The 11,358-nt window shown below is 69.5% G+C and carries 11 protein-coding genes; 8 read left to right on the top strand and 3 right to left on the bottom strand.

Annotated features, from left to right (window positions below; genetic code table 11):
* The first annotated feature begins 278 nt into the window (after positions 1 to 278).
* Positions 279 to 1,112, top strand: a complete 834-nt coding sequence (locus IEY87_RS18265; protein ID WP_189139856.1) for a CPBP family intramembrane glutamic endopeptidase — start codon at positions 279 to 281, stop codon at positions 1,110 to 1,112.
* A gap of 54 nt (positions 1,113 to 1,166) precedes the next feature.
* Complete coding sequence (locus tag IEY87_RS18260; RefSeq protein WP_189139855.1) at positions 1,167 to 1,520, top strand: hypothetical protein; 354 nt, start codon at positions 1,167 to 1,169, stop codon at positions 1,518 to 1,520.
* Positions 1,521 to 2,036: 516 nt separating this feature from the next.
* Here the strand turns inward: IEY87_RS18260 and IEY87_RS18255 are convergent.
* Positions 2,037 to 3,071, bottom strand: coding sequence for a hypothetical protein (locus tag IEY87_RS18255; protein WP_189139854.1), 1,035 nt, complete (start codon positions 3,069 to 3,071; stop codon positions 2,037 to 2,039).
* Positions 3,072 to 3,282: 211 nt separating this feature from the next.
* Entirely contained in the window at positions 3,283 to 3,927 is a 645-nt protein-coding gene (locus tag IEY87_RS18250) for a GntR family transcriptional regulator (protein WP_189139853.1), read from the bottom strand.
* Positions 3,928 to 4,030: 103 nt separating this feature from the next.
* Here IEY87_RS18250 and IEY87_RS18245 point away from each other — a divergent pair, with 103 nt between their 5' ends.
* Genes IEY87_RS18245 through IEY87_RS18235 form a run of 3 tightly spaced genes read left to right on the top strand, consistent with a single transcriptional unit; the run spans position 4,031 to position 8,392 of the window.
* Positions 4,031 to 5,365: an FAD-dependent oxidoreductase gene (locus IEY87_RS18245; RefSeq protein WP_225277020.1), complete on the top strand. Its 1,335-nt coding sequence runs from the start codon at positions 4,031 to 4,033 to the stop codon at positions 5,363 to 5,365.
* Complete coding sequence (gene ilvD, locus IEY87_RS18240) at positions 5,362 to 7,041, top strand: dihydroxy-acid dehydratase (RefSeq protein WP_225277021.1); 1,680 nt, start codon at positions 5,362 to 5,364, stop codon at positions 7,039 to 7,041. Before IEY87_RS18245 ends, ilvD begins: the two co-directional genes overlap by 4 nt.
* A 28-nt stretch (positions 7,042 to 7,069) precedes the next feature.
* Positions 7,070 to 8,392 carry an MFS transporter gene (locus IEY87_RS18235; RefSeq protein ID WP_189139851.1) on the top strand — a complete coding sequence of 441 codons (1,323 nt, stop codon included), beginning with the start codon at positions 7,070 to 7,072 and terminating at the stop codon, positions 8,390 to 8,392.
* Between the two features lie 364 nt (positions 8,393 to 8,756).
* On the opposite strand, the gene IEY87_RS18230 is transcribed toward IEY87_RS18235, so the two are convergent.
* Entirely contained in the window at positions 8,757 to 9,368 is a 612-nt protein-coding gene (locus IEY87_RS18230; RefSeq protein ID WP_189139850.1) for a TetR/AcrR family transcriptional regulator, read from the bottom strand.
* Between the two features lie 251 nt (positions 9,369 to 9,619).
* On the opposite strand from IEY87_RS18230, the gene IEY87_RS18225 reads away from it, so the two are divergent.
* The 3 genes from IEY87_RS18225 (at position 9,620) to IEY87_RS47190 (ending at position 11,340) form a co-directional block, all read left to right on the top strand.
* A complete protein-coding gene (locus IEY87_RS18225; protein ID WP_189139849.1) occupies positions 9,620 to 10,243 on the top strand; it encodes an NADPH-dependent F420 reductase in 624 nt (207 codons plus the stop codon).
* Between the two features lie 4 nt (positions 10,244 to 10,247).
* Positions 10,248 to 10,754 (top strand): LLM class flavin-dependent oxidoreductase, encoded by a 507-nt coding sequence (locus IEY87_RS18220; RefSeq protein ID WP_225277086.1) that lies wholly within the window; start codon positions 10,248 to 10,250, stop codon positions 10,752 to 10,754.
* Positions 10,755 to 11,079: 325 nt separating this feature from the next.
* Entirely contained in the window at positions 11,080 to 11,340 is a 261-nt protein-coding gene (locus tag IEY87_RS47190) for a DUF998 domain-containing protein (protein WP_225277087.1), read from the top strand.
* The last annotated feature ends 18 nt before the right edge of the window (positions 11,341 to 11,358 follow it).

Here is an 11,358-nt window from a genome sequence, read left to right as displayed (position 1 = left end):
TCGAGGAACTCCGACAGCCCGTCCTGCATCTTCATCAAGCTGCGCCAGGCCTGCTGTTCTCGCTCGTCCAACCACCGCGGCTCGGTCACGCACGTCACTTTACCGTCTGGTTGACATGGTAACCAAGTGCGGCGTACCTTCTGGTTCACACGTTAACCAAATAGGGGCGTCGATGACACAATCGGCCGCGCCATTGGCGCCCGCGCGATCGAGGGCTGAGCACACCCCTGCTAGTAGCCTGCGGCGCTCCCGCCGCGGATTCTCACGAAGGAGTCATCGTGCGTCTGATATGGCAGCTCTTGGCGGTTGTGACGGTATGGATCCTCGGCAATCTGGGCACCGCGGGGGTGAAGGACAACCCCTGGCTGGCGCTCGTCGCCGGCCTGCTGACGGCCGTCGTCGCGGTCCTGGTCTACGGCTGGGTGGTTCGGCGCACCGAGCACCGGGCCCTCGTCGAGGTGTCGCTGAAGGGAGCAGGTGCCGGGATCAGCTGGGGCACGCTGCTCGGCATCGCGCTGTTCGGGGCAGTCATCGCGAACATCGCCTTCTTAGGCGACTACACGATCAACGGCCTGGGCACGCCGGCGAGCGCCGTCGCCCTGCTCGGCATCATGGCGGGTGCCGCCGTGACCGAGGAGCTCGTCTTCCGCGGTGTCCTGTTCCGCAACGTCGAGCACTGGACCGGAACCTGGATCGCGCTCGTGCTGACCGGCTCGCTGTTCGGCCTGATCCACCTGCTCAACGCGAACGCCACCCTGTGGGGCGCCATCGCCATCGCCATCGAGGCAGGCGGGATGCTGACCGCCGCGTACATCGCCACCCGCAAGCTGTGGGTGCCGATCGGTCTGCACTTCGGCTGGAACATTGCCGCGAGCGCCATCTTCAGCACCAAGGTGTCCGGCAGCAACACCCCGCAGGGCCTGCTGGACGCGACGATGTCGGGTCCCGCGCTGGTCACGGGCGGCGACTTCGGACCGGAGGGCAGTGTGTACGCCGTGGTGTTCGGCGTGGTGGCCACCGTCGTGTTCATGTGGCTGGCACACCGGCGCGGTCACGTGGTCCCCGTCCGTCGCTCGGCCCGGGCGGACGCGGCCGCGAGGCTCGCCAGGTGATCGGACTCCGGCGGGTCCTGGACCGTGACGGCAGATGGACGTCACGGTCCGGGAGTGCCGCTCGCGTTGGTGCTCGTGGCGGCAGGACCGCACCCACCATTCCATGATGGAGTTCATCCGCGGCATCCGAATACCGGTGAGCACCGTGTTGCTACCGGCCTCGGCGAGGACCTCGTCCATGATGGCCGGGAGCTTCCCATCCCGGTCTCGGATCAGGAAGCGCGCTCGGCAGCCTGCGTCGTCCAGATCCATCACCAGGTTCCTGATCGCCTGGGTGACCCAGTCGGCGCTTGGGTGAGCGGTGGTACCGAGGACGCGAATGCGCCTGGTGGCGTGCTCGATGACGGCCAAGATGTACTGGCGCTGCCCGTTCAGGGTGATGGCCTCAATGAAATCGCAGGCCAGTAGGGCGTCTGCTTGCGAGCGCAGGAAATCGGCCCACGTGGTGGACGCCCGCCCGGGCGCCGGATCAAGAACGGATAGAGCGGACGGTGGGTGGGCGGCCAGGCTGCTTCGGCCTGCGGGTACGGGCGTGACGACGTCTCATCAGATCGTCGGTGCCAGCGCAGAACCGTGTCCGGGCGGATGAGGAGCCGCAGCCGGCGCAGAACCTCGCGCGGCAGCGACGTCAGGAGCGCGGCAAGGAGATCCTGTCGCCACAAATGTCGGTGTCAGCGCGTACGTTCACAGCGAAACCATGGTGCAGCGGTCCAGGAGTTCGCGGCGGCAGGTTTGCACCCATCGCTCCATGATTGATCGAGTTCATCTGTGGCATCCGGATGCCGGTAAGTACGGTCTCGATGCCTGTCGCGGTTTCCGAGCCAGGTGTCGATGACGACAACGTCAGCCACCTCTCAGGCTTGCGCCACGCCCCGCGCGAGGTCGCTGCTGCTATCGATCTGGACCTGGCGGCATCCACCGCTCTCAGCGGAAGTCGGAGATGCGCAGCACTGCCAGCATGTCCGCCGCCCGGGAGCCGCCGGTCGAGAAGGACGCTTCCGCGCCGACCCAGCCGCGGAAGGCTCCCGTGTCGTCGATGATCTGCATGAGCGGTTTGACGTGGGAGTTGCCGGTGTAGCAGAACTCACCGCGCTCCATCGCCAGACAGGTGCACCAGTGCCACAGCGTGTCGCGGCGGTCAGACTTGGAGATCGTCGTGAGGTAGTACTGGATGGAGCTGATGTTGGGGCGTGTTCCGCCGCCGTACTTGGGGCAGCCGCCCGACTTCTGACACGCGCCACGCGAGGACGGCTGCAGGTAGGTCAGGCACGAGGTGGTTGCGGCGCAGGCGCGGAAGGCGGAGTGGCCGAACGGTTGATTGCCGGAGGTGACAAGCTTGCCGCCCGCCCAGCTCGTCAGGTCCTGCCTGAGTGAGCCGGGGAACGCCTTGACCGAACTCATCGCGCGCCGGGTGTTGATCGCGGCGTTGCTGCCATAGCCGTACCCGTGCGTTGCCAGCGTGCTCCGCTTGAGGTCCAGGCGGGTCAGCTTGCCGTCAGGCGAGGACCGTACGTACCACTGCTCCGTCCAGGTCTGGGCGATCTTCCACCGAATGGTGAGCACGCCGCCCGCCACGGTGTACGTCCCGGTACGGCTCTCCCCGGGGGCGCCGGTGAATCCCCCGGCGGTGAGCACCTCGCAGGCGCGGGGTCGTGATACAGCACCGCCCTTCTTGGTGGTGCAGCTCGGATCGGGGACGGTGCCGGTGCGCTGTCTGGCCTTGGGATGCCGCTGCCACCACAGATACAGGGCGGCCTTCACCGTGCCATTCGCGGCGAAGCGATAGTTGCCCAGACGTACCCAGTTCTGCTGGGAGGCGGCCTTCAGATGACCCTGTGAGACGACAAAGGTGGTCCTGCCACCCGGCAGCGGCGAGGTGGACACCGCAGCGGTGGCCGACTGGGCGGGCAGGATGGTGATGGCGAGCACGAAGGAGAGGATTGCCGCTGCGGTACGCATGAAAAGTCTCCGGGAGGCTTACGGGCGGGGCGATCGTCAATGGGTCACCGTATTCGGTCCGCACCGGATATGTCTTCGAAACCGCAGCCAGGACTTCTCGCCGACCTGCACCACCACCCGATTGGCTCCGGCTTCGCTCGCGGTGACCCGATCCATCCGCACCCCCTTGACCGTTCCGCCATATCGGGGGGCGTCGCCGCCGGTCACAGTACTAGCCCGGAGGGTTGAGGGTGGCGTAGGCGAAGTCGACCAGGTAGTCGTTGAGCCGCGTGGAGGCGGTCACCGCCTCGGTCTCATCGCCGTGGCAGATCGCACCGAGGATGTCCCCGTGCAGCCGTGACGCCGCCCGCAGTTCACTCTCCGGATCGCGGAGGTGCGCGAACCAGAACCGCCGCGACAACCCCTGCAGCGGAGCCATGGCCACCGACAGGTATTCGTTGTGCGCGGCCTCCACGATCAGGGCGTGGGCCTGCTTCAGTATCGCGTCGAAGGCACGCGCGTCCGGCACCCCGCGCCGGAACTGCTCGATGACCTCCCTCATCTGGCGCTTCTGCTCGGCCAGGGCCCGGTGGGTCGCGAGGCGGACCGCCAGCGCTTCCAGGCTGCGCCGCAACTCCAGCAACTTGAGCTGGGCCTCGATTGAGGCGGGCGGGACGAACACGCCCCGGTTCGGGTGGATCTCCACCATGCGCTCCCGGGCCAGACGTTGCAGCGCCTCGCGCACGGGCGTGCGGCCCAGGCCGGTGCTTTCCATCAACATGGCCTCGGAGATGAGCGATCCAGGCACGAGCTCCTGAAAGGTGATCATGCCTTCGATCGCCTCATAGGCCCGCGTGGTCTTGTTCGGCTCCGCCATCCGCTGACCTCGTTGTCTTCCGCAGGAATTTCGGACTGGACAATCATACCCTGTCGTGATGTACCGTCGGCATATGACCAATATATCGGTTGACGATTGGCGGTTGCCCGCCGTCGTGGCGCCCGACGCCGACTACCCCGTCCTGGCAGAGGTGGACGTGCTCGTGGTCGGGGCAGGGGCGGCCGGCGTGGCCGCGGCGACGGTGGCGGCGGAGGCCGGCAAGAGCGTGCTGCTCGTGGAGAAGTACGGCTTCGCGGGAGGCGCCGCCGTGGCCGGCATGTCCGGCACCGTGTGCGGCCTGTATCTCGCGAACGGCGCCGGCTCACCGCCCGAGCAGGTCGTCTGGGGATTCACCGAGCGTTTCCGGCACGGCCTGGCCGAACGCGGCGGCCTGACCCCGCCGCAGCGCTACGGCAGGACCTGGACCAGCGCCCACGACCCGCTGGTGTGGCGGGAGACGGCCGACGCCCTGCTCGCCGCCGCCGGCGTACGCGTGCTGTTCCACACCTCGGTCGTCGGTGTGGTGATGGACGGCGATGCGTACCGGGGCGCGGTGCTGTCGTCCAACGCCGGGACGTGTGTCGTGCACGCCGCCCGCACCATCGACGCGTCCGGCGACGCCGCGCTGGTGGCCCGCGCCGGCGGCCGGCACACCTTCGGCGACGCAGGACGGATCCAGAACCCCACCATGTTCTTCCGTCTCGGCGGCGTGGACGTGGACGCCTTCCTGTCCGGCTACGGCGAGGACACCATCAGCCCGCCCTGGGTGAGCGAGCGCATCCGCCAGGCCAGAGAGCTCGGCGCCGACCTCCCCCGGGACAAGATCTGGATCTTCACGACCCCGCGCCCGGGCGAGCTCATGGTCAACGCGACCCGGCTGACCGGCGCCGACGGGCGGATGCTGAACGTGATCGACCCCGCCGACTTCACCGACGCCGAGATCCGCGGGCGGCGCCAGGTCCGGGAGTACGCCCGCTTCATCGCCCGCGACCTCCCCGGCTGCCAGGACGCCTACGTCGTGGACACCGGCGTGGAGGCGGGCGTCCGGCAGACCCGCACGATCACCGGCGCCGCCACCCTGACCAACGACGCCGTCGTGAGCGGCCGCAAGGACCCCTCCGGCATAGCGCGCAGCCCATGGCCGATCGAACTGCACGACGGCGAGCGGCCCAAACTGCACTGGCTCGACGACGACTACTACGAGGTCCCCTACCTCACCCTGGTCCCCGAGGCCGGCGAGAACGTCATCGTCGCCGGGCGCTGCCTGAGCGCCCAGCACGAAGCGCTCGCCTCGGCCCGGGTGACCGCCCAATGCTTCGAGTACGGCCACGCCGCCGCGGTGGCCACTGTCCTGTCCCTCGACGAGGGCACACCGTACCGCCGCGTCGAAGGCGCGCGGGTCCGATCCACCATGAGACAGAACGGAAGCGCGCTGTGACCGAACACCCGAAGACCCCGCTACGCAGCAACTTCACCCCCGGCACCTCGCGCTGGGCGGTGCGCCGGGCGCAGTGGAGCGCCATGGGCATCAGCCTGGAGGACCAGGAGAAGCCCAAGATCGCGATCGTGAACACGTCGTCGAAGCTCTCGGTCTGCTTCATCCACCTCGACGACGTCGCCGACATGGTCGCCGAGGCCGTACGCGCGGCGGGCGGGCTCCCGTTCGAGATCCGCACCACCGCCCCCAGCGACTTCATCACCACCGCCGGCCGTGACGGCCGCTACCTCATGCCCACCCGTGACCTGGTGGTCAACGACGTCGAGGCCGCGGTCGAGGGAGCCGTGCTGGACGCGGTGGTATTCCTGTCCTCCTGTGACAAGACCACCCCGGCCCACCTGATGGCGGCGGCCCGGCTGGACCTGCCGTCCATCGTGGTGATCGGCGGCTACCAGCGCGGCGGCACCTTCGCGGGCTGCTCGGTCGACATCGACACCGTCTACGAATCGGTGGGCGCCGTCGCGGCCGGCACCATGACCGTGCAGGAGCTGGGCGAGCTGGCCGACGCCGGCATCACCGGGCCGGGCGTCTGCGCGGGACTGGCGACCGCCAACACCATGCACTGCCTGGCCGAGGCCCTGGGCATGACCATGCCGGGCTCGGCGCCGACGCGGGCCAACTCCGAGCGCATGCTGACCCGGGCGCGGGAAGCGGGCCGGCGGATCGTGGAGATGGTGCACGAAGGGCTGAGCGCCCGTAAGGTGCTGACCGCCGAAGCGGTCGGCAACGCCGTGGAGGTCGCACTCGCCCTCGGCGGATCGGTCAACTGCGTGCGCCACCTGGCCGCCATCGCCGCCGAGGCCGACCTTGACCTGGACGTCGTCAACCTGGTCGAGGAGCGGGCACGGGACGCGGTGCAACTCGCCGCCATCCGGCCCAACGGCCCGGATCAGGTGTGGGACCTGGAGGAGGCAGGCGGCGTACAGACCGTCATGCGCACGCTGTTGCCCCGCCTGCACTCCGGCGCGCTCACCGTCTCCGGCCGGACCGTCGGGGAACTGGCCGCCGTGGCCCGGCCCGCCGACGGCACGGTGCTGCGTGAGCCGCACGATCCGGTCACCCCCGAGCCGGGCCTGCTCATCCTGCGCGGCTCACTGGCCCCCGACGGCGCGATCGTGAAGCTGGCCGGGGTCGGCGCGGGGACCAGCCGCAGATTCCAGGGCCCGGCCAAGGTGTTCGCCGGCGAGCGAGAGGCCATCGCGGGCCTGGGCGACGGCACTGTCCGGCCGGGCCAGGTGATCGTGCTGCGCGGCATGGGCGTACGCGGTGGCCCGGGCACCGTCTTCGCCGCCAACTTCGTCGCCGCCCTGAACGGCGCCGGGCTCGGCGGTCAGGTGGCCGTGGTCACCGACGGCGAACTGTCAGGGCTCAACCACGGCCTGATCGTCGGCCAGGTCATGCCCGAGGCCGCCGACGGCGGCCCGCTCGCCGGGGTCCGCGACGGCGACCCCATCACCATCGACCTCGACGCCCGCACCGTGGACACCGACCCTGTACGCCAGGCGGGCCCCGTCACCTCTCACGAGCCCGGGACCGACCGCGGATGGCTCGGCCAGTACGCCGAGTTGGTCGGCCCGATTCAGCGCGGCGCCGTGACCCGGCGCCCCGCCAAGTAACCCCCCAGCACCTAAGGAACAAACGGCCATGGTGACAATCACGACCCCGCACGACAAGCACCAAGCGCGTCGCGCGGGCATCGCCGCCCTCGTGGGCACGACCCTGGAGTGGTACGACTTCCTGATCTACGGGACGGCGGCCGCCCTCATCCTGAACAAGCTGTTCTTCCCCTCCGGCGACCCGCTGGTGGGCACGCTGGCCGCGTTCGCCACCTACGCCGTCGGGTTCATGGCCCGCCCGATCGGCGGCATCATCCTGGGCAACCTGGGCGACCGCGCCGGGCGCAAGCGGATGCTGGTCCTGACCATCACGCTGATGGGCGCGGCCACGACGCTGATCGGTTTCCTGCCCTCCTACGACCAGATCGGCTTCTGGGCGCCCCTGCTGCTGATCGTGCTGCGGCTGGTGCAGGGCTTCGCCGCGGGCGGCGAGTACGCGGGCGCGGTCGTGCTGTCGGTGGAGCACGGCGACCAGTCGCGGCGCGGCGCCGCCGGCGCATGGGCGCCCACCGGGTTCGCGGTGGCGACCCTGCTGTCCACCGGCGTCTTCCAGCTCATGCTGCTGCTCCCCGAACCGGCGTTCCGCTCGTGGGGCTGGCGGGTGCCGTTCCTGCTGGGCGCGCTGCTCCTGCTGGTCGGCTACCTGATCCGGCGCCGCATCCATGAGACGCCCGCCTTCGAGGAGGCGAAGAAGACCGGGACGGCCGCGAAGGGGTCGGTGCTGGCCGCGCTACGGGAGCACCCGCGTAGCTTCCTGGTGGTCATCGGCGCCCGTTTCGCGGAAAACTCCTTCGCCTACCTGTTCCCGGTGTTCGGCGTGGTCTACGCGGTGGACCGGCTGGGCATCGACCGCTCGTTCACTCTGCTGGCGGTGGTGATCGGCTCCGCGTTGCAGATCGTGGCGGTTCCTCTGTGGGCGGCGCTGTCCGACAGGGTGGGCCGCAGGCCCGTGTACGCGGGCGGCGCGATCGCCTCGGTGTTGTGGCTGGCACCGTACTTCCTGCTGCTGGAGACCCTGTCCCCGGCGCTGATCGTGATCGGCTTCGCGGTCGGGCTGGGCGTCTTCTACCCGGCCATGCTCGCCCCGCAGGCCGCATACTTCGCGGAGCTGTTCGACACCAAGACCCGCCTGTCGGGGTTCGCGTTCGCCCGCGAGCTGGGTTCGGTGCTGGCCGGCGGATTCCTGCCCCTGATCGCCACCGCCCTGCTCGCCTGGGCCGGGCACTGGTGGGCCGTGGCGGTCTACCTGGTGGCGCTGACCGTGGTGACGCTCATCGCACTGGCTTTCGGCCCGGAGACCCGCCATCGCGACATCGTCACGACCGCCGGCGCCCCGGACGGGAGCGCCTGACGGCTGGCATGGCGGGCCTGCTCACACGCGATACGGGCGGGTCCGGCGGCGCGCCGGGCCAGGCTTCGGCGGCAAATCGCCTGCCCCTGTCCTGCTCCGCAGGGGCCGATTCCTTCTCGCGCCACCGAGGCGGAGGCTGACGTGGCCGTCGGGTTGGAGGATGTCGTCCGATGGTCAGGTGCAGGGTCCGGCACGCCATACCCAGTGGGTCTTCAGGCTGCCGCTCGAACGCGTCGTCGCCCGGGTGGCGTGGGGCATGACCGCCTTTCGTTCATGCGCCGCGCGCCGACATCACGCAGTGGGATTCCAGCAGGGTGCAGCCGCGCGACCGGCAGCGCGTCCAGTCCGGCCGCGGAGTGCCACGTCAACTTGACGCTTCCTCCCGTGGCCGGTCATCTCCGGCTGCGGCGGGGATGGCGTTGTCGATGAGGACGGCGGCGATGGCGGCCGCGGTGGGGAAGGCGTCGGCGTTGAGGACCCGGGTGCGGGCCGCGGCGCCGTCGATGAGCAGCGCGAGCTGCTCGCCGAGCTGTTCAGGGTCGGCGGCACCGGCTTCGCGGGCGGCGGCGGCGAGCCGCGCGGCGACGGCTTTCTTGTAGTCGCGTGCGTACTGGGACGCGGGGTGCTCGGGGTCGTGGAGTTCGACGGCGGCGGCGATGTAGGGGCACAGGGGGGTGGTTGGGGGGATGTCGAAGACGGCGAGGAGCCGTTCGCGGGGCGTGAGGTCGGTGCGGTCGAACACGCCGGACAGAACGGAGGGGTCGAACTCACGGAGGTACTCGGCGACGAGTTCGTCCTTGCCGGCGAAGTGCTGGTAGGCCGTGCGCTTGGACACCTGGGCCGCCGCACAGAGCAGGTCCATGCCGGTGCGGTTGATGCCCTGCTCGCGGAACAGCTGCTGGGACGCGCTGAGGATGCGCTCGCGGGCACCCCGGCCGCGGCGGCGGCCCTTAGGGCCCTTTACCAACTCCGTCATGGGTTCATGGTAGCCCAGCTAGGTAATGACCGGTGTACATAGCTTGTACCCCGCCCACTCGGCCTGTACCGTAAGCAAACAGATCGGTGTATATAACGCCGTCACTCCAGGTGCGCTCGGCACCACCGGACCAAGGGAGCGACCATGGCGAAGCTTGACGGCAAGGTGGCGGTCATCACCGGCGGCACCACCGGCCGGCACGGGCACCACCGCCATCTGAACCGAACAACGGACAACCGGGAGGACATCTCATGAGCACCATCAGCATCATCGGCACCGGGAACATGGCCCGTACCATCGGCGCGCGGGCGGTAGCGGGCGGCAACACCGTCGAGGTCATGGGCCGCGATCACACCAAGGCCGCTGACCTCGCCAAGGTTCTCGGCAGCGGCGCCACGACGGGAGAATGGGGCACCGCCCCGGCCGGCGACATCGTCATCGTGGCCCTGTTGTACGACGGCGTCGTGCCGGTCGTCGCCCAGTACGGAGACGCTCTCGCGGGCAAGGTCATCATCGACATCAGCAATCCCTTCAATTCCACGTTCGACGGACTGGCCCACCGCGAGGAGACCTCGATCGCGCAGGAAGTCGCCAAGGCGGCCCCGGCCAGCGCCAGCGTGGTGAAGGCGTTCAACACCATCTTCCGTCATGTCCTGGAGCAGGGCCGGCCCGACGTGTTCATCGCCGGCGACGATGCGCGGGCCAAGGCACGTGTGGAGGCGTTCGTCGAGAGCCTCGGGCTGCGCCCGCTGGACGTCGGCGGCCTGAGGATGGCGCACTGGCTGGAAGGAGCGGGCGTGGTCACGGTGGGCCTCGCCAACCACGGAGTGGGGAACTTGGACTTCGCCCTCAGCATCACCGAGCTTCCCGTGTGACCAAATCTCCCGCAGCGCGGACTGGCGCCGGCGCGGGCGGATGCTCGATGACTTGCTGGCGTTCTTGCACGAGTGGTGGACGGCCAACCCGGTGTCCTGGAACAGCGAGTTCTTCTCGCTGCCGCCGGTCCACGCCGACCTGCGCCCGGTGCAAGCGGGCGGGCCTCCCATCTGGATCGGCGGCGTCAGCGAGGCCGCGATGCGCCGGGTGGGCCGCAGCGCCACCGGCTGGCTCGGGGTCGATTTCCTGGCGGCCGAGGTCATCGATCCATTGTGGTCACTCGCGCGCCAAGCGGCGCAGGAGGCCGGCCGCGACCCCGACGCGCTGAAGAAGGCCATCCGTATCAACATCGAACCGGGCACGTCCGTCGATTCTCTGGCCGACAAGCTCAAGCGCTTCGCCGATTCCGGCGCGGACGAGGCATTCGTGGATGCCTACGCACTGTTCCCCAGCCTTGACCAGATGCTTGACTTCGCCGGCCAGGTGATCGCGCGCACCGGCCGGTTGTGACCGAGAACGCGGTGCCGAACAGCTCGCCCGGCGATGAGCCGCTCATCGGTCGCGAGTCCGTCGTGGAGGCCAACAGCCTGCCCACAGACTGGCGGACCTCACCTGCCAGGAGATCCTCGGCGGCGAGACCCACCACGCCGCCTCGCCTCCCCCGGCACTGCCGCAGCCAGACGAAGGAGCACCATCGATGCCCAGCGGATCCGTAGCAGCGCCCGATCCCGCCACCGCCGGAACACCAAGGTCCTCGGTCCGGCAGCGTGCGAGCGCCAGGCGTTGGGCGTGGGCGGGATTGACAGCTCAGGCGGCCTTCGTCGCGAGGTGACTCATCGCCGCTTCCTGGCAGGGCCCGCGCTATAGCGTTCTGGCTCACACCATCAGCGACCTGTACGCGGTCACCGCGCCGGGAGGCATGTTCCTGGTGGTCGTCTTCACGCTGTGCGGCGCCGCGACGATCCGCTGCTTGTTCGGGATGCGGCGCCAACCAGGACGGCCGGCCGCCCGAACTGACGATCCAGGTCCACCGGGGGGACCGCTACCGCTTCCGTGCCTCGATCACCCCGACCGAGAGGCCGACATCACGGACTGAGAGGCCGACCATCACCGA

Source organism: Nonomuraea glycinis (genome assembly GCF_014646515.1).
Lineage (GTDB): Bacteria > Actinomycetota > Actinomycetes > Streptosporangiales > Streptosporangiaceae > Nonomuraea > Nonomuraea glycinis.
Note: the sequence above shows the minus strand (reverse complement) of the source record. Positions and strands in the feature narration are given on the sequence as shown.

What these genes read in the sequence shown, in the direction of transcription:
- IEY87_RS18250 (WP_189139853.1), bottom strand. Translation starts at nt 3,927, where the DNA reads ATGGCGGAGCCGAACAAGACCACGCGGGCCTATGAGGCGATCGAAGGC.
- IEY87_RS18225 (WP_189139849.1), top strand. Translation starts at nt 9,620, where the DNA reads ATGAGCACCATCAGCATCATCGGCACCGGGAACATGGCCCGTACCATC.
- IEY87_RS18230 (WP_189139850.1), bottom strand. Translation starts at nt 9,368, where the DNA reads ATGACGGAGTTGGTAAAGGGCCCTAAGGGCCGCCGCCGCGGCCGGGGT.
- IEY87_RS18255 (WP_189139854.1), bottom strand. Translation starts at nt 3,071, where the DNA reads ATGCGTACCGCAGCGGCAATCCTCTCCTTCGTGCTCGCCATCACCATC.
- IEY87_RS18235 (WP_189139851.1), top strand. Translation starts at nt 7,070, where the DNA reads ATGGTGACAATCACGACCCCGCACGACAAGCACCAAGCGCGTCGCGCG.